This is a genomic window from Mesorhizobium sp. ISC25, from assembly GCF_042295465.1.
GTDB lineage: Bacteria > Pseudomonadota > Alphaproteobacteria > Rhizobiales > Rhizobiaceae > Mesorhizobium.
The window spans coordinates 3,253,408-3,272,361 of the sequence record NZ_CP135441.1; the positions used below are offsets into that span (position 1 = coordinate 3,253,408).

Genomic DNA, 18,954 nt, shown 5'->3' on the forward strand with positions numbered 1-18,954 from the left:
ATGAAGCGCGGTCTTCCCTTGCTGGTGTTCGCAATCCTCGCGGTTTCCGGGTGCCAGCGTGAGGAACGCGACACGCGTCCACAGTCGGCGCTCGGCTCGGGCGACCAACCGGTAGCCGTGACGGCCCTCGAGCCGGGCGGCCAACGGCCGGCCTCGTCCGACACCAAGGCCGGCGTGTTCGAGGCCAACGCCTTCCACCTCAGCGAGGGCAAGCGTCTGTTCAACTGGTTCAACTGTTCCGGCTGCCATGCCAATGGCGGTGGCGGCATGGGCCCGGCCCTTATGGACCAGAAGTGGCTCTATGGCAGCTCGATCGAAAGCATCCACGCCACGATCAGGGACGGTCGGCCAAACGGCATGCCGAGCTTCCGCGACAAGATCCCGGACGACCAGATCTGGGAGCTTGCCGCCTTCGTCCGCGCGTTGAGCGGCAACGCGCCAAAATCCGCTGCGCCGAGCCGCGACGACGACATGATGCCCCATCCATCCGAAAATCGCCTGCCGGATGCCGCCACTCTGGGGAAGTCGCCGTGAACCGCCTTGTTTGCAGGGTGTGCTGCGGCGCAGCCTGCATGCTGCTCCTTGCAGGATGCAGCGGCTGGCAATCCGCGCTCGACCCAAAAGGCCCGGCCGCGGGTGAGCTTGCGTGGCTGATCTGGTTCTTCACAGCACTCTGCACGGTGGTCTGGCTTCTGGTGATGGCCGTGCTGATCGTGCCATTGGCCCGGCGCTCGGCGCCGGTCGGCGATCCGCTTGTCCTCGACGCTGCCGCCGAGCGCAGCAAAATGCGAATTGTCGTCGCCGCACTCGCCGCTACCGCCCTGATCCTGGTCGGCCTGACGCTGCTGAGCTACTTCGCTAACCGGACGCTCGCTGCTATCGGCTCGGATGCGGTGCTGACGATCCGGGTGACCGGGCATCAATGGTGGTGGGAGGTGCGCTACGAAAACGACCAGCCGAACCGCATCCTGACGACCGCCAATGAAATCCACATCCCGGCGGGCGAGCCGGTGCGGCTTGTAGTGGCCTCGACCGACGTTATCCATTCCTTCTGGGTGCCGAACCTCTCGGGCAAGCTGGACCTCATTCCAGGCCACGAGAACGTTCTCGATCTGAAGGCGGACAAGCCCGGCGTCTATCGCGGTCAGTGCGCCGAGTTCTGCGGCGCGCAGCATGCCAATATGAGCACCTTCATTGTCGCCGAACCCAGGCCCATCTTCGACGCGTGGCTGAACGATCAGCTGCGGCCGGCGCTCGCCCCTGCCTCTAGCGAGGCAAAAGCCGGCCATGACCTATTCCTCAAACGGCCTTGCGTGATGTGCCATAAGATCGGCGGCACCATCGCCGGCGGTACGGTCGCTCCCAACCTTACACATATCGCAAGCCGGCGGACGCTCGCTGCCGGAACGCTGGCGATGAGCCGCGGCAATCTCGCAGCCTGGATAGCCGATCCGCAAGGGATCAAGCCAGGTGCCCACATGCCCGTGGTGGGACTGAACGGAGACGAGCTGAATGCGATCGTCGCCTATCTCGAGGGCCTGAAATGAGCAGCGCCGACCTGGCCCATGAGCGGGACCTCGCGCAGCAAGGCGCCGCGGCGCGAAAGGGTGACCTCGCTCCCGAGCGCGACGGTCCTCGCGATACCGGCCTCGACGATGCCAGCCTTGACCGCCGGCTGGCGCGGACATGGCGGACGCCGCCGGGCATCATCGGCGCGCTGTCGAGCGTCGACCACAAGATCGTTGCCCGGCGCTACCTGATCACCGCTTTCGTCTTCCTGTGCCTCGCTGGCCTCAGCGCCGTTGCCATGCGCATCCAACTGTCGGGGCCGGAGCGCGGGCTGATCGGGCCCGACCGCTACAACCAGTTGTTCACCATGCATGGCGTAACCATGATGTTCCTGTTTGCGGTGCCGATCGTGCAGGCGACCGGCATCTACCTCGTGCCGCTGATGGTCGGCACCCGCAACATCGCCTTCCCGCGCCTCAATGCATTCAGCTTCTGGATTTATCTCTCCGGTGGCCTCTTCGCCTGGGTGTCGTTTGCACTCGACATGGCACCCGACGTCGGCTGGTTCTCCTACGTGCCGCTGTCCGGTCCTGAATTCGGGCCAGGCAAGCGCTCCGACGTATGGGCGCAGATGATCACCTACACCGAAGTGTCATCGCTGGCCGTCGCGGTCGCCACCATCGTCACCGTCCTGAAGCAGCGCGCGCCGGGCATGTCGCTCGACAAGATTCCGCTCTACGTCTGGGCGATGCTGGTCACCTCTTTCGTGATCGTGTTCGCTATGCCGGCGGTCATGATCACGTCGACGTTCCTGATCCTCGACCGGCTGGTCGGGACCCATATCTTCAATCCCGCCGAGGGTGGCGACGTGCTGCTCTTCCAGCACTTGTTCTGGTTCTTCGGTCACCCCGAAGTCTACATCATTTTCCTGCCGGCCACCGGCATGGTGTCCTCGATCATTGCCGCTTTCGCGCGGCGTCCGGTATTCGGCTATCTGGGCATGGTTCTGTCGCTGATTTCGGTTGGCTTCCTATCGTTCGGCCTGTGGGTCCATCACATGTTCGCAACGGGCCTGCCAAAGCTCGGCGCGAGCTTCTTCACCGCATCGAGCATGCTGATTGCCATCCCGAACGGGCTGCAGATCTTCTGCTGGCTGGCGACATTGTGGGATGGAAAGCCGATAGTCAGGACGCCGCTACTGTTCGTGTTCGGCTTCTTTTTTACGTTCGTTGCAGGCGGCCTGACCGGCGTGATGCTGGCGTCGGTGCCATTGGACCTGCAAGTGCACGACACCTATTTCGTGGTCGCGCATTTTCATTACGTGCTGATCGGCGGGTCGGTATTCCCGCTGCTCGGCGCGACCTATTTCTGGTTCCCCAAGATCACCGGCCGGATGATGAGCGAGCGTCTCGGGCGCTGGCACTTCTGGCTTGCCTTCATAGGCTTCAATGCGGCGTTCTTTCCGATGCACATTGTCGGCCTGTGGGGCATGCCGCGCCGGGTCTACACCTATCCGGTGGAGCTCGGCTGGGGCAACATCAACCTGTTCATCACAGCCGGCGCGGTCGTCCTGTTCCTGAGCTTCGTTCTGTTCACCATAAACCTGGTGTACAGCGCCTCGAGAGGTGCCCCGGCCGGGGACAATCCGTGGAATGCGGGCACGCTGGAATGGGCGACGACATCTCCGCCGCCGAGCTATAATTTCGCTCGGATTCCGGTGGTTACCCACGCCGAGCCGCTCTGGGCCGAACGTGACACGCTGCCTGTCGCGACCGGGCTTCGCGTCGACGTGCGCGAACTTGTTGTTTCGACCGTGGCAGAGGCGCATGCCGATGTGCGCGAGAAGTCGGCGACACCGTCGATCTGGCCGTTGTTCGCCGCGCTCGCGATCGGCGCCACCTTTCTCTATTCGATCTTCAGCCCTTGGGCGGTGGTCTGGGGAGCCGGGCCGATCGCCATCACTCTGATCGGCTGGTTCTGGCCGAAAGGCGATCCGGAGGACGAGGAATGAAGCAGCTTCCTGCCGTCGATCTTTCCAAACTCCCAACCTTCGGACTCGGACCGCGCAGCCCGACCTGGTGGGGCACTCTCTCCTTCATGGCGCTGGAGGGCACCGGCTTCGCGCTCGCCGCAGGCGCCTATCTTTACCTCGCCTATCTCTCGCCCCAATGGCCATTGGGTGTGCCGCCGCCCAACCATTGGCCGGGCACCATCGTCACGCTGTTGCTGCTCGCCAGCGTGGTGCCCAATCACATACTGAACCGCTACGCCGAAGCCTGTGCCATGGTGCCCGTGCGCATCGGCCTGATCGTCATGTCGCTGCTCGGTATCGCACCGCTTGTCGTGCGGTGGTTCGAATTTCCGGCCCTCAACATTTATTGGGATACCAATGCGTACGGCTCAATGCTGTGGGTCCTGCTCGGACTTCACACAACGCATCTGATTACCGACGTCGGCGACACGCTGGTGCTGACGGTCCTGATGTTCACGCGCCATGGCTATAGCGGCCGGCGTTTCGGGGACGTTGGCGACAACGTCTTCTACTGGGATTTCGTGGTCGCGACCTGGATCCCGATCTATCTGTTGATCTACTGGATGCCGAGGCTTGACTGAGATGCGTGCGCTTCGCTTGGGCACATCATGGGGCGGGCTGTTATCCGGGCCTTTGGCCTGGGCGGTGTCGACGCAGCTGAATTATGCGTTCGTGGAGTGGCAGTGCGCCCACGGTATTCCCGTCATACCGGTCATTGCGCTGGTGCTGACAGTGCTGGCCTTGCTCGGCGGCGCGCTTTCGTGGCGGGCGCGACAGCAAGGTGGCGCCGCCTTTAAACCGGATCGTACGCGCGGCACAGAGGATTTCGTCGCCAATATCGGCATTCTCAGCGCGGTGCTGTTTGCGCTGGTTATCGTCATGCAAGGCGCCGCCTCGCTCATTCTTGACGGCTGCCTACGATGAGCTTCGGCGCGCTCTTCTCGACCTCGATCTGCTACGGTGCCGGCGCCCCGCAGGCCGGCTGGACGCTGGCGTTGCCGATCACGCTGCCGCTGACCGTGGTCGCACTGCTTTACGCGGCAGGCGCCTTTCGGCTGTGGCGGCGGAGCGCCCGCAGCCGCCCGTTGCGGCTGCGGCAAGCCCTGCTGTTTGCGACCGGCTGGGCCATCTTGGCGGCAGCACTGGTCAGTCCGCTCCATGCATTGGGCGAGCGCGTCTTCACCGCCCACATGATCGAGCACGAGCTGTTGATGGCGGTGGCGGCACCCCTGCTGGTCGCCTCCCGGCCGGCGGCGGCGATGATGTGGGCATTGCCGGTCAAGCTGCGGCTGGCATTTGGCGCAGCCGGACAGGCGAAGGTGCTTCGAACCGTTTGGGCCGCCATCAGCCGCCCTGTAGCCGCGACCTTCTTGCACGGCGTCGCGATATGGGCGTGGCACGTTCCGGCGCTGTTCGAGGCGGCGCTTGCACAGGGTGTCCTGCACTATGCGCAACATGCCAGCTTCTTCGGTACGGGGCTGCTGTTCTGGTGGGTACTGCTGCCGCGTTCAGGCCGCGAACAAGCCTGTGGCAGCGCGGTCATGCACCTCTTCTTCACCTCGCTGCACACCGGCCTGCTCGGAGTACTGCTCCTGGTCTCGCCAAGGCTGTGGTATCCGGTTAACGCAGCCGGCGCGGAATTGTGGAACCTCAGCCCGCTCGAGGACCAGCAACTCGCCGGTCTGGTCATGTGGGTTCCAGCCGGCCTGATCTATGGCGGCGCGGCGTTGCTGCTGGCCGGCCTGTGGATCCGCTCGAGCAGCCGAAAGGACCGGGAGGCGTCGCATGCGCTTCATGCTGTCTAAAGCCGTAATCGGCGCTGCGGTTATTGTCGTGCTCGTTGCAGCCCTGGCCGGGATTTCGTTGTACTTCGAGCAAAGCCGTCGGGTCGAGCAGAAGGCCGACAATGCGACCGGCGGTGTCAGCGCCCGCGCCATTCCGATCATGATGGCCAATGGCTGCGCCGGTTGCCACACCATCACCGGCGTTCCCGGCGCGCAAGGGTTAGTCGGTCCACGCCTCGACGCAAGCCTGGCCACCCGGGTCTATGTCGGCGGCGTCTTGCGCAATAGGCCGGAGAACCTGATCCGCTGGATCCGTGCGGCAAGGGAGATCAGTCCGCATACGGCAATGCCTTCGACCAGGATTTCTGAGCAGGAGGCGCGAGACGTCGCTGCCTACCTCTACTCGCTGAAATGACATCGTTGCTCGCCTAGTCGAGATCAAACCCTGCCGGCGGTCTACCGATGCCGGTTTGCCGGAACCGGCAATCGTCACCGCCTTCGGCTCGATGCCTTACTTGCCGACGAACCTTTCGGAACCGGCCCGCATCGGCGAGGCTGCGCGCGATCACGTCGGACATCGCGGCCAACGCGAGCGCCCACTATGGCCCGGCAATCTGCTGTGCGGATTGTTTCGCGGGCATCTCGGATATGAGCTTCTTTGGCGAGGGGGCCGAGTGCGGTCTCGACGTCGTCGTCTGCAACCACGCCGATGTGGCGGGACGGCATTCGCTGGCCGGAGTCAGGTGGGCTGGCCAACATTCCTACCGTCAACATCGGCCTGTGGGGACGAGACTACCATACGCCGTTCGAGCGCCTGCACATCGGCTATGTTTTCGACGTCCTGCCGCAAGTCGTGAGAGCTGTTTGTGCTGCATTCTTGAAGAGCGGGGTTAGGTGTGAAACCTCGACACTCAACACCTCGCCAGGAACAAATCGGCATAGCCACGGTTTGGTTCTACACGTCAAACCGCGAGGAAATCCTATGGATACTGATGTCAATTCCGAAACCCGCTCGATCTTCATTGTCGGGCTGCGCAATGCCCACGCCATGGAGAACCAAGCACTGTCAATCATGAAACCTCAGGTCAAGCGGATCGAGAACTATCCGCAGGTCGCCGACCGCCTGCAGCAGCATATCACGGAGACCGAAGGGCAGATCGCCCGCCTGGAATCCATTCTGGATGGCCTCGGTGAGGACCATTCCACATTGAAGGATACGGCTATGTCGATGGTCGGCAGCATGGCCGCGATGGGACATTCCGTAGCCGGCGACGAAATCCTCAAGAACAGCTTCGCCAATTTTGCATTCGAAAATTACGAGATCGCCGCTTACAACTCGTTGCTCGTACTCGCCGAGGCCGGAGGGTTTGGTCAGGCAACCAACTCTCTTCAGCAGAATCTCAGCGAAGAAGAGAAAATGGCCGACTGGTTGAAGCAGAACCTGCGCGGCGTCACCTTGCAATACGCCAGGCTGCGTGAGGCGGGAGAGACCGCCAAGAGTTAGGCCGCCCCGCTGGCCGAGAGGAATTTCTGGCAACCACCCCAGTCGAATTGACGGGGTGGTTGCTTTTTTTCAGAATGGACAGTGCTGCTGAGACTGCGCGCCATGCCGTTGGCCTGACACGCTTCATGGAGCCCGAAGAACCGAACGGATTCAGAGCGAAGAATCGGAACGGACCGGAGCGCCTCGGTTCTAATGACTTGAGCGCCGCGATCACATTTGTCTGCGGAAGGTTGCGGACTCCTAGCCGACTTCGATGTTCCAACCGCGAGGCGACCCGCGGTTGGAATAGCCACGAACGACCGCAGCGCTATCACGTCGTTTCGGGAGACTCGTTCGATTTGGGAGCCTCGTCGGTCTCCGGCAAACGATCGCGAATGGCTTCCTCGGTCTTGCTTGCCGTCTTTTTCACGACTTTCTCGACGCGGTCGACCAACGTGTCGGCGTCGCCGCTGGAACCCTGTCGGTCAGCCTCTTCCTTTACAGTCTCATATGCTTCGGCGGCGACCTGCTTGGCTTGCTCCACGCCTTCTTCAAAGACTTCTTCGGCACTGTCACGAAGCTTGTCGCGGTAAGGGCCGAGTTGCGCGTCTTCCGCGGCGGTGTGAGGCAGCATCACGCCGATGGCTGTGCCCACGGCAAGGCCCACCGCGGCCATTGCCAGAGGTTCGCGCTGGAACAGGTCCTGCGCCGACTGCCGCACCTGCCCCGTGATATCGGTGGCGGCCGAGCCGACCTGCCCGGCTGTGCTTGTCAATCTTTCTTTGGCGCCGCTCGCAATGTCTGCCACAGCCTCAGTCGCACCCCCTGCCACGGACGCAACCGAACGAGCGGCATCGGAGAGCATGGAGCCGGCGGAATCTTCGCCCTCGGCACCGTACTCATCGCCGCGTGAGTCCTGCCAGGCCCCGCCCAAGCCCCCCTGGTCAGAGAAGTTTCGGGTGCCGTCAGGCTCCCTGCCGGTCGAATAGGCACCAAGTGCTGAACTGTCTACCGACGTGCCCTTGCCAAGCATCAGCCAGGCCAGGCCCGCGCCAACCAATGTAAGCGGCAACGGATTGTCCCTGACCTGAGTCTTAAGATTGCTGAGCATGGCGGATCCCTCGCCGCTGAACATCCCGGTGAATTCGTCGATCAGTTGGCCCGGTGTCATCTTGCTGCGAATCGAGTCTGCGGTATCTGCCACTCTGGCGCGCGCAATATCAGCATCGCGTTCCAACTCGGCTGCGGATTTGTCGGTCATCTTATCTGTTCCTTGATCACGCGTGCGTCGCGTTTAAGTTGGTCTTGTGTCCGGTCGGGGGTCAACTCTGAGGGAGCCATGCTTGCCTTGCCGGAGCGCAAGAGTATGACGCCCAGTACTGCCACCACGACGCCGACGAGCAGCGAGGACCATCCGGCTCCCAGCCCGGCGCTCGCCAAGGCAATCACCAGCGCCTGCAAAAGCACCATCAGGGCGGCGAGCAGGCAAATGGCGCCTCCCATTACTTCCACGGCGCCGGCGCCGGCCTTGCTTACCTTTTCCGACATTTCAGCCCGCAACAGCCTGCTTTCGGTCTGAAGCAGTGTTGTGACCTGCTGTGCCAGATCGCTGACAAGGGTTGTCAGGCTGCGAGTGTCCTGATTGTCAGTCATGGGTTTCGCTCCAGGCTTGCATTGGCCCAGTCATCGCCGGACTGATCGGATCCTAGCGGGGCCGGCTCACCGGCCTCTGCCGATCGCCATCCGAACTCATTCGAGCTAGGACCCGTCTCGGGCGCCCGGCCTGTTCCCGACTGGCCCGGTGCTCCGGTTTGGGCAGAGGGTGGCGAGCTCTTGATGAACCGTCCCAACGCCAGGCCTGCCAATACCGAACCGGCGATCAGCGCCCCCGAGTTTTCGCGGCCGAACGACTGAATTTCGCCAAGCACCTCGTCGAACGGTTTATCCTTCAGGGAGGAGGAAAGCCGCTCGAGCCCGCCTGCGGCGTCAAGGGCGAATTTCGAAGCGGTCCGTTGATCATTGTTGGCAAGATGCTCGCTTGCCGCGCGCAATGCGCCGCTGAAGGCCTTGAGATTGGCGCTCACGTCGCGCTGCGTTCCCTCCGCCTTGTTGAACAATGCTTGCTTTGCTTCCGAAGCGTAATCTCCGGCTTTCCTGGTGATCTCGTCACGCGCATCGTGGAGCGCTTCCGTCGCGGTCTGCTTTTCCCGTTGTAGTCTTTCCGAAAGCTCGCTTCTGGCGGTCTCGAAATCGGCCGTCTGACGGCCCTGATCGTCCTGGTCCTGCATGGTGTCTCCTAGTGGAATCCGAGGAAGGAGAGGATTGCAAGCACGACGACGACGAGGCCGATGAGATAAATAACACTGTTCATGGCGCAATCTCCTCCACTGCGCACCGAACTTGCCTGTGCTTCCCGTGTTCCCTCTGACGTCATCTTTTTTGGTAAGCGAAGCCTAACCAGCCTCGAGACGGGATCTTGTCCTGTGCCGATGGCGGTGAGCGCGCGGTTGGAAATGATACGGGACCGGACTCCGGTGCGACTTGCAGGTCGAGGCGCAGGTCCGCTCCGGCAGATATTCGCGCTGCATTGGCCGGAATTTTTCCGCAGTGCTTTGACTGGGCATTATCGCAGGGGGACCTGCCTGCGACCTACCATTCGATCGCAGGCCGCGCGATCATCAGCCAGAAAATCCCGAGTACCGCGGCGAAGGCGGGGAAGCCGAATGCGAACCACATCCAGAAAAGCCGGTGATAGCGCGCCGGCAACGGTGCGCCTCCAGCGGCGGCTTGCGATGCCAGCTTGCGCATCTCCATTTGCATCCAGACGACCGGGAGCCAGAACATTCCGGTGAAGATATAGAGCGCGATCGAAAGTACGATCCAGCCCTCCGACAGCGAGTAGCCTGCCTGCCAGGCGAGCGCGGCTCCCGTCAAAGGTTGCGCGACCACGGCCGTCGCTGTGAAAAGGAAGTCGGCGACGACGACGATACGCGCCACCGCCGCAACCGTCGCGACATTGCCGGTCCTGTGGGCGAGCAGCATGAAGAAAGCGATGCCGGCGCCGGTGCCAAGCAGCACGGATGCGCCGATGACATGCAGAAATTTCAGCAAGAAATAGAGCATCAACGCTCCTCCAGCACCGCCAAGGCCACAAAGTGCATGACCAGGATCGGCAACACCTTGAGGAACGGCCCAAGCGGTTCGTTCCACAGCTCTGGGCGCAGGAAACTTCCGACGGCCAGGTAGAAGAGCGAGAGCGCGATGCCGCCATAGAGGCCTTTTCGCGTCGCCGGCCGCCAGGCTGTGAGCGCGCCGATGACGATGTCGGCAAGGGCACCGGCTATCACGGTCGGCACCGACAAGATGCCGGCCCCCGTGCTTTTCATCAGATCGACGCCGCTGACGTAGCCGGTGGTCAGCGACACAATTCCCGTCATGATCCAGAAGACGGGCAGGACGACGAAGATCGCCGGCTTGATGAAGTACAGCCGGGCAAACCATTTTTCCTGCACCGTTGCCGGATTGAGCGCGAGGAAGCCCGCCAGGGTTTGCGGGCGTATGCCGGTCGCGGCGGTCCAGTCCGAGGGATCTCCAACCGCTCCTCGGGCGATCTCTCTGGCCGCGTTGGTGCGCATCGGAGGACGCCAGCCGAACATCGCGGAAAGGTCGCCGAGGCGGTAGAGAAGCCTTGCAACAGCCGCCGGCAAGACAAACCTGGCTGCCGGAGCCCAACCGAGCCATCGGCGATAACTGCCGACGACCTCGTCCATGCTCAGCTGTTCGGGACCGACAAGTTCCAGCACGACGCGAGACGGACTGGCGGGATCGAGAAGGAAGACGACGGTTGAGACCACGTCATCGAGTAGTACCACCTGGAGCCGGCCGGTGCCGGGCATGGACGGCAGCACTGGCAGCGAAGCGAGACCCCGAAACAATGCGCTGGCTCCGAAGACCGGCCGGCCGAGCACCACGGACGGGCGCAGGACCACCCAATCCAGATCAAGCGCCATAAGCGCCTGGTCGCCGGCCAGTTTCGTCGCCGAGAACGTCGAAGGCTGCGCCCGATCGACGCCTATCGCCGAGAAGTGGATCACCCGGGCAACCCCTGCCAGCGCACAGGCGAGAAAGAGTGCGGCCGCCGCATCGCGATGGACTTCGCGCGTCTTTTCGCGGGGGCTGTCCTGCAGAACGCCGACACAATTCACGACGGCGTCGACACCCCTGAGATGCGGCAACCAGTCTTCGGGCTGCAGCGCCACCGCCATGTCCAGCACCAGCAATTGGTAATTGCCGGCCCGGTTTGCGCCGGGGCTGCGGACCAATCCGATCACCTCATGCCTTTCGGAAAGAAGGCGTGCGACGACGGAGGCACCGATCAGGCCGGTGGCGCCGGTAACCAGGACTTTCACTGGACCCCATTCTCCGACGGCGGGAAAGTATCGTTCATTCCGGTTTATCGCCCTCGATACTCTCCTTCATACCGGAAAGTTCTTCCTTCGTGCACAACAACCGCGGCTGCGCTGGGTCGGAGATGTCGAGCTTGTCCCAGGGAATGCGGTACATGCTGTCACGACTGCGCAGTCGAAAGGCGTCGAGGACCGCAATGCCGATGGCCGAAGCGGACAGACGCTCGAAGGCCGCGTAGATGCCGACATGGTACTCGGTAATTACCAGGTCGTCGCCATCCGGTTCGGCGCGTAGCTCCTCGATACGGCCGATGCTTTTGCCGCGCAGCGAAAGCACATTCCTGCCAGCCAATTGCTCGAGATTGACGGTGGCCATCATCCAGCTCCCGGAATACGCCCAATGACATGATCGCGCAGCCAGTCCTGCCAGTCGAAAATCGCCGTTTCGCGGACGTCGATATCGAACTCGATGTCGACGCCGATGTCGCGCACCTTGTTCCAGGCAATGCGGTGCGGCTCGGCATGGCGCTTGCCGCCGAGCTTTGCCGCAACCCGCGCCATCCAGCGCCCGGGTCGCTCGCCAAGCCGACGCGCCAGCGTGATCGAACCGAGCTCGACCGCAACGATTTTAGGCGGCTTGCCTGGCCTGAGCTCGGCCACCAGCCCGTCTACCTTGCCGATCTTGACCTGCTCGCGGTCGACCACTTGCTTGTCCAGGATGTCGCGCAGCAACTCCATCACGTGCCTCCGAATATCTGCAAAGGAATGGTCACGATCGCGAGCACGAAACCCAGCGCGATGATGAAGATGACCGCGGCATTCGCGATCATGCCATTGCGGTGCTCGCCGACATAACGCTCGTCATTCAGCAGGAAGAGGAACGGCACCACGGTCAGCGGCAGGCTGGCCGCCGTCAGCGCCATGGAAAAAATGGTGAGCTTCAGCGGATCGAGACCCAGTGCGATCGGAATGGCGGCGAGAAAGAGCGAGATTGTGTAGACGGTGCTGAAGCCGGGATCATCGCGCGGTTTCAGGTCCTCGCCCCAGGTCCAGCCGAAACCCTGCGCCACAAGGTAGGCTTGCTGCAGGCCGATTTCGAGCGCGGCACCGAAGCAGGCAATGCCTAGTGAAGCAACGAACAGGACAAATCCCCAGAAACCGAAGATCGGAATCAGCATCAGTGGCAGTTGGTGGTAGTCATCGACCTGCTCTATGCCGTGCGCGGCCAGCACCAGCGCCGCCACAATCAGCACACCGATAGCGATTGTGCCGCCAAAACTCATGCCCAAGCCGGCAATGGCCCGATTGGCTCCGAGATAGCTCTTGTCCCACTCGTCCTCGATCGCTCCCGACGAATAGAACATGAACAGATAGGGCGAGATCGACGCACCAAGAATGCTGACCGCCATGAACCAGTAGCTGGCCGCGTCGTGATCCGGCAGTGTGGGCACGGCCCCGGCCGCGACCTGCCCCCAATCGGGCTTCAGCATGACTGCGCCAACCACGAAGCACAGCGTGACCAGCCCGAGGATTGCGACGCCTTTTTCGATGAATCCGAACGTGCCTTTCCAAAGGAACAGCCATGCCAGAAACGCGACTGGCAGCGCCCACCACTGAAAGCCGATGCCGGTGGCGAGCTCGAGCGCAATGGCAACACCGCCGATTTCGGCTGCCATGACCAGGAAGTTGACCAGCAAGGCCGCAAGCAACGGCCACAGAAAGGCATTGAAGCCAAACCGTTCCCGGATCCCGTCGGCGATGGTGTGATGGCTAACGGCGGCGAACCGGCCGGCCATCTCGACCAGGAAGATGATGCAGATCGTGCCAAGGACGACGGCCCAAATCAGCTGGAACCTGAACGCCGCGCCGGCCTGAGCTGCGGTCGCCATTGATCCGACCTCAAGAAAGCCGCCAACGCTGGTGACGACGCCGAGCGATATTTCGAGCAGCTTCTTCATGATTTCGGCGCGAAATATTTCGCGTAGGACGTGCCCAGATCGGCGGCGGCGGCCCGAAGATCCTGCTGCGCATGTTCCACTTCCGAGCGGTTACCGTTCTGCACGGCCGTCGCCGCGCGAATTACCGCTGCCGAAAGCCGTCCAACCGCCATCGTCAGACCGGCTTGCCCGCTGGGCTCAGGCGACTTGACGGACTGGATTTGCGCACCGGCATCGGCGAGCGCCTTCCCGACCGATTGCAAAGTGCGCGACGTGTATTCCGACGGGGCTCCCCCAGCGATCCAGCTCTCCAGGACCAGCGATGCAGTCTGTGTGGCGGAAGCCGCGGTTTTCGACTGCTGCTCGACCTGGTCGGAAGGCGAGCATGCCGTCAGGACAAACATTATCAGCAGCAAGCACAGGCGGTCTGGTCGAAGGCCGACGGCTGTAACGGCATTTACAATACGTGCTTGTAGCGTTGCTGCCACACGATTGTTCTCCCCGCACCAAACGACTTCGGCGCGAAGTTTGATCTAGAGCGCTGGGTGATCAGGTCAACCGAACCGCGATGAACGGCGCTGGCAGGGCGGAACAAACCAGCGATCGCCGGATTAGGGGATGAGGAGGCAAAGGCATGGACAGGGAAGAGCGTATCAGGCAGCGAGCCCATGAGATCTGGGAGCGCGAAGGCCGTCCGCAAGGACGCGAGCGCGAACATTGGGATCAGGCCGTGCAGGAGATCGAAGCTGAGGGTTCCGAGGCCGAACGCGGCCCGGTCGTGCCCGATCCAACGGTCGAGGCCGGCTCCGATCAGGAGGCACGCGGCAGCAAGCGGCGGGGGAAGTGAGGCCCGATGCCTCGTCTCGTCGCCTGGATCGTGGTCGTACTGGTCGTGCTGTTCGCCGCCTGGCTGATGCTCGGGCGCGACAGAACCGGCGGCGCAGGTCAGCCCACGCCGCACGCAATTGATCAAAATGGATAGGAGCCGACATGACGGGAACCGATACTCATCCTGAACAAGACCCGGCGGAAGGATCGCGATCGATAGTGGAAAAGCAGCTCCGCAAGGAGCAAGGCGGCGAGGGTCAAAATCGCAAAGCCGAGCCAGCTTCCGACAAGTCCGGCAGCAAGACCAAGACGCCTTTGGAAGCGCGCAAGAAAGGCTCAGGCTTGGATTGAGCCGGCCGACGGCGGGCTCACACTGCCGTTTGCCTCGAAATAATGGGGATAGCGCTCCTGGACGATTTCGAGCACCTCGAAGATGCGGCGAAGATGCGTTCGCATCGCCTCTTCCGCCGCAAGCGCGTCGGCCTGCTCGAGCGCATCGACAATCCGCCGATGCTGGCCGAGGACCACCGACATGCTGTCGAGGCGCGGAAAAGACAGGAAGCGGAAGCGGTCCATGTGCAGCTTCGCCGCGCTGATGTCGGCCCAGATGCCGGGGAACCCGGCATGGCTGGCGATGTGCTGGTGGAACAGCTCGTCCGACCTGAAGAAGCGCCTGTCGTCCGCGATGGAGGCGAACGTCTCCTGGACCGCCAGTTCGCCTTTGAGCATGGCAAGCAGGTCGGCACGGCGCGGGTTCTCGACCGCGCGCTTGATCAGGCCGACTTCGAGCGATTCGCGCAGGAACTGCGATTTCTCAAGATCGGCGATCCGGAGCGGCGCCACCATGCTGCCGCGCTGCGGATAGATGTCGATCAGGCCAAGACCGGCCAGCCGGGCGAGCGCCTCCCTGACCGGCGTGCGGCTCACGCCAAGGGCTTCCGACATCGCCTTTTCAGAAATCAGCTCGTGCGGCTTCAGGCGGAAGGTCAGGATCTGGTCGAGCAGAACCTCGAACGTCCTCGCCGCGACCGACGCGCCGGGGCCGGTTTCGCCCAACCGCCCCTCAGTGATGGTCCGCATTCCCAAAAGCCCTGCCATCGGCAATCCCCTTAAGCCTCTGCAGTTTCAAGCCGTTCATGAAATGCCTGCGCAAGCAGCAGCGCCGGCATTACTCCTTGCGCGGAGAACCGCCGATGCGCGCCAGCAGCCCGCCATCGACGCGCACGACCTCGCCGGTGACGAAGGAGGCATCGTCGGACAGCAGGAAGGCAACGACTGCGGCAATCTCTTGCGGCCGGGCGGTACGGCCGAGCGGATGCATGTCGTCGAGGATGCGCAGGATCTCGTCGGGCTTATCGTTGAGCTTGACCGCATCCCGCAGCATCGGTGTGTCGACGGCTCCCGGAGCGACGGCATTGACGCGCACGCCGAGCGGCGCATAGTCGACGGCCATCGATTTTACCAGGCCGATCAGGCCGTGCTTGGCCGTACTGTAGGCCAGAACCCCTTCCTGGCTGGCCAGGCCCTGCACCGAGCTCATATGGACGATGGCACCGCGGCTTTGCCGCAGCAGCGGCATCGCCGCGCGCGACAGCAGATAGGCAGCCTTGAGGTTGACGTTCATCACCTCGTCCCAAAGCGCCTCATCCGTGGTCTCCACCGTTCCGTAACGCTGGATGCCGGCATTGTGGGAAAGCATGTCGAGCCCGCCTAACGCGGACCGGGCAAGCTCGACGGCGCGGCCGCAGGCTTCAGTGTCGGCGGTTGAGCCAAGCACGGTGCGCACGGTCACGCCGCGCGCCGAAAGCTGCGCCGCGACCTCATCCAGCTGATCGCCCGCCCGGTCGAACAGGATCAGATCGACGCCTTGCTCGGCCAGCCTTTCAGCGACGGCACGGCCGATGCCCATGGCCGCCCCGGTGACCAGTGCGCGTTTTTTGAATTCAGCCATTTATCCTCCCAAGAACAGTGGCCGATCGATTACCATGGTAGTCCATCGGCGCCATTTGACGCGCTCTTTTCCGCGGAGCCGGCCCAAGCGTGTCCGGCATCATGCCGATCGTTCCATGAAAGCCAGCGTTTCCGCACGCGTCGGTGCGCCAAGACGTCCGCCAAAGCGCAGGCATTTCAGGGCGGCGGCGGCGCTGGCCACTGCTATGGCCCGCTCTTCGTCCCAACCTTCGGCCAGACCGAGGGCGAAGGTGCCGTGAAACACGTCGCCTGCCGCCAGTGTGTCGACGGCTTCGACCCGCGGCGACGGCAGATGACGGACGTTGCTGCCCGGGTGCCGGAACGCGGTGCCGTTCGCCCCATCGGTGACGGCCATGAAGGCGCCGGTCCGTTCGCCGAGAATGGCGACGGCGGAATCGGCGGATATCTCCGGACCGCAAAGGATGCGTGCCGCCGGCAGCGAAGCAACAACATGCGATGCGAGCGGCAGCAGCCGGTCGAGCACTGGTCGCGACGCGACATCGGCGTCAAGGACCGCCGGAATGCCGTATTCACGAGCTTTCGCCAGCGCCAGGGCGGCGGCTCCGGGCCAGCGGACATCAACCAGCACGGCGTCGAAGCGGGAAAAATCCGCCGGCGGAAGACGGTCCGGATCGGCTTGCGTGACGGCATCGTAGAACGGTACGATCATACGCTCGCCGGCGGCATCGACCAGGATCGTGGCAATGGCCGAGCGGCCACCTTCAACCCTGCGCACCAGCGAACAGTCGACCCGCTCCGCCTCCATCTGGCCGATGACATCGCGGCCGACGGCATCGTCGCCGACGCTTGCCCATAGCCAGACCTGCCCGCCCTGGCGGCTGGCCGACGCGGCGGCGCTTGCCGCCATGCCGGCCGCGATCTGCACGGCCTCGGTTGGCAGGAACTTGCCGGCGCCGGAGGGCAGGACATCGAGGCGCAAGATCGTGTCGTAAGTGAGCGCGCCGACGCAGAGCAGGCGGGGTGCCGTCATTGCAGCCGGTAGCCGCGCTGATGGGCAATCGCCATCATCACGCCTCTCAATTCGGCAAGGCCGCGAAGACGGCCGATCACGGGGTAGCCGGGATGGGTGTGCCGCGCAGCGTCATCGATCAGCTCGTGGCCATGATCCGGGCGAAACGGCAGCAGCGCCGCCTGTTCGCCGGCGTCGCGGCGGCGTTGCTGCTCGTCGAGCAAGATCGAGACCACCGACACCATGTCGACATCGCCGCTCAGATGCTCGGATTCCATGAACGAGCCGTCCGGATCCTTGCTGACGTTGCGCAGATGCACGAAGTTGATCTTGTGCGCAAAGCGCCTGGCGATGGCGGGCACGTCATTGGCCGGGTTGGCGCCCAGCGACCCCGTGCACAAGGTGAGGCCGCTATTGGCCGATGGCACCGCGTCCAGGATAAAGGCGATGTCGTCGGCGTTCTTGACGATCCGGCACAGGCCGACGAGATCGCGCGGCGGATCGTCCGGATGGATCGCCAGCGTGACGCCTGCCTCTTCGGCGGCCGGCAGTACGTTTTGCAAGAAGCGGACGAGATTCTCGCGCAGCCGGTCGTGCGACAGGCTCGACTGCTCGGCCACCACTTCGCGCAATTCCGCTATGTCGTAGCGCTTGAAAGCGCCCGGCAGGCCGGCCATGATGTTGGCAAGCAGACGCTCTTTTGACGCACCCAACGTCGTCTCGAACCATTCGCTCGCCCGCTGGAGAACATCGGACGCATAGTCGCGCTCCGATCCCTTGCGCTGCAGCATGTAGCAATCGAAGGCGGCAAGCTCGTGCATGTTCATGCGGAGCGCCCGTCCGCCGCCCGACAGCGGCGCAGCCAGGTCGGTCCGGGTCCAGTCGAGGATCAGCATGAAGTTGTAGCAGACCGTGCGCACACCGCAGGCACCGAGATTGCGTAAGGTCTGCCTGAAATTGTCGTAGAGCCGGTCGAGATCGCCGCGGCCGAGCTTGATATCCTCGTGCACGGGGACGCTCTCGACGACGCTCCATTTCAGGCCCATCGCCGGATCCGCCTCGATCAGCGCCTGGCGCTGCCTGATGGCGTCGATCGGCCAGACTTCGCCGTAAGGGATGTCGTGCAATGCCGTCACGATGCCGGTCGCGCCGGCCTGCCTTGCATGGGCAAGCGTTGCCGCGTCGCTCGGGCCAAACCATCGCCACGTCTGCTCCATTCGACCTCCAGCTGTGGAATTCTCCGAGGGACCGCTAGTGTATTGGATGCTACCATGGCAGTCAATTGCCCGCAGTCCAGTGCCTGTGTCGGCGTTCGGGCGGCCGCTCTTTGAAAGATTACAACGATACGTGGCGTTCAGATTGAACGGCTACGCAAGATCCGCGTTTCGGCCGGCCCAAATCGCGCCGCGTTCGAACATCGTGCGCATTTGTGGCACGGTGAACTCGTCAGCGGTGTGGCCGAGCGCGCTGTAAAAGACGCGGCCCTTGCCGTAGCGGCGCTTCCAGACAACCGGCATGACGACGCCGGCGATGAAATCGAGATGCTCGCCGGTGAAAGTAGTCGTCGCCAGCACCTCGTTGGTCGGATCGACATGCATGTAATACTGCTCTGAACGGTAGGCGAAGCCGTCGATGCCCTGCATGACTGGATCGTCTGGCCTGGTGATGTCGACGTGATAGTCGATGATGTTGCCGGGATGGGCGACCCACTGGCCGCCGGTCATGAACTGGTATTCCGGCTCGTTGCGGAAGCTGTCGCACATCGTGCCGTGAAAGCCCGCAAGGCCGGTGCCGGCCCCGACGGCGCTGGTCAGGTTTTGCAGCTCCGGCTTTTCGATCGTCGACATGGTGATCACCGGGACAATGAGATCGAGCTTGCCCAGCTGCGGATCGGCAAGCGCCGAAGTCCCCTGCTCCAGCTGCACGTCGAAGCCGTTGCCGGCCAGCATCTCCTTGACGATTTCGGCGCTTCGGGCCGGGGTGTGACCTTCCCAGCCGCCCCAGAAAATCAGTGCCGTCTTGCTCATCGCATTA

At 63.1% G+C, this 18,954-nt stretch carries 25 protein-coding genes; 11 read left to right on the forward strand and 14 right to left on the reverse strand.

Features of this window, described 5'->3' with window-relative positions; translation table 11 throughout:
* The 8 genes from RQ479_RS16270 to RQ479_RS16305 all read left to right on the forward strand — a co-directional run bounded on the left by RQ479_RS16270 (position 1) and on the right by RQ479_RS16305 (position 6,829).
* On the forward strand, positions 1-534 hold the full coding sequence (locus RQ479_RS16270) for a c-type cytochrome (protein ID WP_376701816.1): 534 nt from the start codon (positions 1-3) through the stop codon (positions 532-534).
* A 38-nt stretch (positions 535-572) separates the two neighbouring features.
* Positions 573-1,547 carry a cytochrome c oxidase subunit II gene (gene coxB, locus RQ479_RS16275; RefSeq protein ID WP_376701817.1) on the forward strand — a complete coding sequence of 325 codons (975 nt, stop codon included), beginning with the start codon at positions 573-575 and terminating at the stop codon, positions 1,545-1,547.
* A complete protein-coding gene (gene ctaD, locus RQ479_RS16280) occupies positions 1,544-3,520 on the forward strand; it encodes a cytochrome c oxidase subunit I (protein WP_376701818.1) in 1,977 nt (658 codons plus the stop codon). The genes coxB and ctaD overlap by 4 nt, the downstream gene beginning before the upstream one ends.
* Complete coding sequence (locus RQ479_RS16285; protein WP_376701819.1) at positions 3,517-4,122, forward strand: heme-copper oxidase subunit III; 606 nt, start codon at positions 3,517-3,519, stop codon at positions 4,120-4,122. The genes ctaD and RQ479_RS16285 overlap by 4 nt, the downstream gene beginning before the upstream one ends.
* Position 4,123: 1 nt before the next feature.
* Positions 4,124-4,465 (forward strand): hypothetical protein, encoded by a 342-nt coding sequence (locus RQ479_RS16290; RefSeq protein ID WP_376701820.1) that lies wholly within the window; start codon positions 4,124-4,126, stop codon positions 4,463-4,465.
* Positions 4,462-5,346, forward strand: a complete 885-nt coding sequence (locus tag RQ479_RS16295; RefSeq protein ID WP_376701821.1) for a cytochrome c oxidase assembly protein — start codon at positions 4,462-4,464, stop codon at positions 5,344-5,346. The genes RQ479_RS16290 and RQ479_RS16295 overlap by 4 nt, the downstream gene beginning before the upstream one ends.
* On the forward strand, positions 5,327-5,740 hold the full coding sequence (locus RQ479_RS16300) for a c-type cytochrome (RefSeq protein ID WP_376701822.1): 414 nt from the start codon (positions 5,327-5,329) through the stop codon (positions 5,738-5,740). The genes RQ479_RS16295 and RQ479_RS16300 overlap by 20 nt, the downstream gene beginning before the upstream one ends.
* A gap of 567 nt (positions 5,741-6,307) precedes the next feature.
* Positions 6,308-6,829 (forward strand): ferritin-like domain-containing protein, encoded by a 522-nt coding sequence (locus RQ479_RS16305; protein WP_376705955.1) that lies wholly within the window; start codon positions 6,308-6,310, stop codon positions 6,827-6,829.
* A 310-nt stretch (positions 6,830-7,139) separates the two neighbouring features.
* Here RQ479_RS16305 and RQ479_RS16310 read toward each other — a convergent pair whose 3' ends face one another.
* The 9 genes from RQ479_RS16310 to RQ479_RS16350 form a co-directional block, all read right to left on the reverse strand.
* On the reverse strand, positions 7,140-8,069 hold the full coding sequence (locus RQ479_RS16310) for a hypothetical protein (protein ID WP_376701823.1): 930 nt from the start codon (positions 8,067-8,069) through the stop codon (positions 7,140-7,142).
* Positions 8,066-8,461, reverse strand: coding sequence for a phage holin family protein (locus tag RQ479_RS16315; RefSeq protein WP_292657573.1), 396 nt, complete (start codon positions 8,459-8,461; stop codon positions 8,066-8,068). The genes RQ479_RS16310 and RQ479_RS16315 overlap by 4 nt, the downstream gene beginning before the upstream one ends.
* Positions 8,458-9,186: a hypothetical protein gene (locus RQ479_RS16320; protein ID WP_376701824.1), complete on the reverse strand. Its 729-nt coding sequence runs from the start codon at positions 9,184-9,186 to the stop codon at positions 8,458-8,460. Before RQ479_RS16320 ends, RQ479_RS16315 begins: the two co-directional genes overlap by 4 nt.
* 271 nt (positions 9,187-9,457) lie before the next feature.
* Positions 9,458-9,931: a DUF2269 family protein gene (locus RQ479_RS16325; protein WP_376701825.1), complete on the reverse strand. Its 474-nt coding sequence runs from the start codon at positions 9,929-9,931 to the stop codon at positions 9,458-9,460.
* Positions 9,931-11,217, reverse strand: coding sequence for an SDR family oxidoreductase (locus RQ479_RS16330; RefSeq protein WP_376701826.1), 1,287 nt, complete (start codon positions 11,215-11,217; stop codon positions 9,931-9,933). Before RQ479_RS16330 ends, RQ479_RS16325 begins: the two co-directional genes overlap by 1 nt.
* Before the next feature lie 34 nt (positions 11,218-11,251).
* Positions 11,252-11,590, reverse strand: a complete 339-nt coding sequence (locus tag RQ479_RS16335) for a hypothetical protein (RefSeq protein WP_376701827.1) — start codon at positions 11,588-11,590, stop codon at positions 11,252-11,254.
* The gene (locus RQ479_RS16340; RefSeq protein ID WP_376701828.1) at positions 11,590-11,952 is read right to left on the reverse strand and encodes a hypothetical protein; all 363 of its coding nucleotides are present in this window, start codon (positions 11,950-11,952) and stop codon (positions 11,590-11,592) included. Before RQ479_RS16340 ends, RQ479_RS16335 begins: the two co-directional genes overlap by 1 nt.
* Positions 11,952-13,172 carry an NRAMP family divalent metal transporter gene (locus RQ479_RS16345; protein WP_376701829.1) on the reverse strand — a complete coding sequence of 407 codons (1,221 nt, stop codon included), beginning with the start codon at positions 13,170-13,172 and terminating at the stop codon, positions 11,952-11,954. The genes RQ479_RS16340 and RQ479_RS16345 overlap by 1 nt, the downstream gene beginning before the upstream one ends.
* Positions 13,169-13,567 carry a hypothetical protein gene (locus tag RQ479_RS16350; protein ID WP_292657556.1) on the reverse strand — a complete coding sequence of 133 codons (399 nt, stop codon included), beginning with the start codon at positions 13,565-13,567 and terminating at the stop codon, positions 13,169-13,171. The genes RQ479_RS16345 and RQ479_RS16350 overlap by 4 nt, the downstream gene beginning before the upstream one ends.
* Positions 13,568-13,785: 218 nt before the next feature.
* On the opposite strand from RQ479_RS16350, the gene RQ479_RS16355 reads away from it, so the two are divergent.
* From RQ479_RS16355 to RQ479_RS16365, 3 genes are read left to right on the forward strand one after another with little or no spacing between them, the layout of a single operon-like run.
* Positions 13,786-13,998 (forward strand): DUF2934 domain-containing protein, encoded by a 213-nt coding sequence (locus tag RQ479_RS16355; protein WP_376701830.1) that lies wholly within the window; start codon positions 13,786-13,788, stop codon positions 13,996-13,998.
* A 6-nt stretch (positions 13,999-14,004) separates the two neighbouring features.
* Positions 14,005-14,133: a hypothetical protein gene (locus RQ479_RS16360; protein ID WP_292657551.1), complete on the forward strand. Its 129-nt coding sequence runs from the start codon at positions 14,005-14,007 to the stop codon at positions 14,131-14,133.
* 8 nt (positions 14,134-14,141) lie between these two features.
* Positions 14,142-14,330 carry a hypothetical protein gene (locus RQ479_RS16365; RefSeq protein ID WP_376701831.1) on the forward strand — a complete coding sequence of 63 codons (189 nt, stop codon included), beginning with the start codon at positions 14,142-14,144 and terminating at the stop codon, positions 14,328-14,330.
* Here RQ479_RS16365 and RQ479_RS16370 read toward each other — a convergent pair.
* From RQ479_RS16370 to RQ479_RS16390, 5 genes are all read right to left on the reverse strand, one after another.
* On the reverse strand, positions 14,316-15,077 hold the full coding sequence (locus tag RQ479_RS16370) for a GntR family transcriptional regulator (protein ID WP_292657547.1): 762 nt from the start codon (positions 15,075-15,077) through the stop codon (positions 14,316-14,318). The two genes, RQ479_RS16365 and RQ479_RS16370, sit on opposite strands and share 15 nt — an antisense overlap.
* Positions 15,078-15,147: 70 nt before the next feature.
* The gene (locus RQ479_RS16375; RefSeq protein ID WP_376701832.1) at positions 15,148-15,930 is read right to left on the reverse strand and encodes an SDR family NAD(P)-dependent oxidoreductase; all 783 of its coding nucleotides are present in this window, start codon (positions 15,928-15,930) and stop codon (positions 15,148-15,150) included.
* A gap of 99 nt (positions 15,931-16,029) precedes the next feature.
* Complete coding sequence (locus tag RQ479_RS16380; protein WP_376701834.1) at positions 16,030-16,941, reverse strand: PfkB family carbohydrate kinase; 912 nt, start codon at positions 16,939-16,941, stop codon at positions 16,030-16,032.
* A complete protein-coding gene (gene uxuA, locus RQ479_RS16385; RefSeq protein ID WP_376701835.1) occupies positions 16,938-18,137 on the reverse strand; it encodes a mannonate dehydratase in 1,200 nt (399 codons plus the stop codon). The genes RQ479_RS16380 and uxuA overlap by 4 nt, the downstream gene beginning before the upstream one ends.
* A 150-nt stretch (positions 18,138-18,287) precedes the next feature.
* A complete protein-coding gene (locus tag RQ479_RS16390) occupies positions 18,288-18,947 on the reverse strand; it encodes a ThuA domain-containing protein (RefSeq protein ID WP_376701836.1) in 660 nt (219 codons plus the stop codon).
* Between the last annotated feature and the right edge of the window lie 7 nt (positions 18,948-18,954).

What these genes read in the sequence shown, in the direction of transcription:
- RQ479_RS16360 (WP_292657551.1), top strand. Translation starts at nt 14,005, where the DNA reads ATGCCTCGTCTCGTCGCCTGGATCGTGGTCGTACTGGTCGTGCTGTTC.
- RQ479_RS16390 (WP_376701836.1), bottom strand. Translation starts at nt 18,947, where the DNA reads ATGAGCAAGACGGCACTGATTTTCTGGGGCGGCTGGGAAGGTCACACC.
- uxuA (WP_376701835.1), bottom strand. Translation starts at nt 18,137, where the DNA reads ATGGAGCAGACGTGGCGATGGTTTGGCCCGAGCGACGCGGCAACGCTT.
- RQ479_RS16285 (WP_376701819.1), top strand. Translation starts at nt 3,517, where the DNA reads ATGAAGCAGCTTCCTGCCGTCGATCTTTCCAAACTCCCAACCTTCGGA.
- RQ479_RS16290 (WP_376701820.1), top strand. Translation starts at nt 4,124, where the DNA reads ATGCGTGCGCTTCGCTTGGGCACATCATGGGGCGGGCTGTTATCCGGG.
- coxB (WP_376701817.1), top strand. Translation starts at nt 573, where the DNA reads ATGCTGCTCCTTGCAGGATGCAGCGGCTGGCAATCCGCGCTCGACCCA.
- RQ479_RS16335 (WP_376701827.1), bottom strand. Translation starts at nt 11,590, where the DNA reads ATGGCCACCGTCAATCTCGAGCAATTGGCTGGCAGGAATGTGCTTTCG.
- ctaD (WP_376701818.1), top strand. Translation starts at nt 1,544, where the DNA reads ATGAGCAGCGCCGACCTGGCCCATGAGCGGGACCTCGCGCAGCAAGGC.
- RQ479_RS16270 (WP_376701816.1), top strand. Translation starts at nt 1, where the DNA reads ATGAAGCGCGGTCTTCCCTTGCTGGTGTTCGCAATCCTCGCGGTTTCC.
- RQ479_RS16370 (WP_292657547.1), bottom strand. Translation starts at nt 15,077, where the DNA reads ATGGCAGGGCTTTTGGGAATGCGGACCATCACTGAGGGGCGGTTGGGC.
- RQ479_RS16300 (WP_376701822.1), top strand. Translation starts at nt 5,327, where the DNA reads ATGCGCTTCATGCTGTCTAAAGCCGTAATCGGCGCTGCGGTTATTGTC.
- RQ479_RS16315 (WP_292657573.1), bottom strand. Translation starts at nt 8,461, where the DNA reads ATGACTGACAATCAGGACACTCGCAGCCTGACAACCCTTGTCAGCGAT.
- RQ479_RS16340 (WP_376701828.1), bottom strand. Translation starts at nt 11,952, where the DNA reads ATGGAGTTGCTGCGCGACATCCTGGACAAGCAAGTGGTCGACCGCGAG.
- RQ479_RS16295 (WP_376701821.1), top strand. Translation starts at nt 4,462, where the DNA reads ATGAGCTTCGGCGCGCTCTTCTCGACCTCGATCTGCTACGGTGCCGGC.
- RQ479_RS16325 (WP_376701825.1), bottom strand. Translation starts at nt 9,931, where the DNA reads ATGCTCTATTTCTTGCTGAAATTTCTGCATGTCATCGGCGCATCCGTG.
- RQ479_RS16310 (WP_376701823.1), bottom strand. Translation starts at nt 8,069, where the DNA reads ATGACCGACAAATCCGCAGCCGAGTTGGAACGCGATGCTGATATTGCG.
- RQ479_RS16365 (WP_376701831.1), top strand. Translation starts at nt 14,142, where the DNA reads ATGACGGGAACCGATACTCATCCTGAACAAGACCCGGCGGAAGGATCG.
- RQ479_RS16380 (WP_376701834.1), bottom strand. Translation starts at nt 16,941, where the DNA reads ATGACGGCACCCCGCCTGCTCTGCGTCGGCGCGCTCACTTACGACACG.
- RQ479_RS16355 (WP_376701830.1), top strand. Translation starts at nt 13,786, where the DNA reads ATGGACAGGGAAGAGCGTATCAGGCAGCGAGCCCATGAGATCTGGGAG.
- RQ479_RS16375 (WP_376701832.1), bottom strand. Translation starts at nt 15,930, where the DNA reads ATGGCTGAATTCAAAAAACGCGCACTGGTCACCGGGGCGGCCATGGGC.
- RQ479_RS16345 (WP_376701829.1), bottom strand. Translation starts at nt 13,172, where the DNA reads ATGAAGAAGCTGCTCGAAATATCGCTCGGCGTCGTCACCAGCGTTGGC.
- RQ479_RS16305 (WP_376705955.1), top strand. Translation starts at nt 6,308, where the DNA reads ATGGATACTGATGTCAATTCCGAAACCCGCTCGATCTTCATTGTCGGG.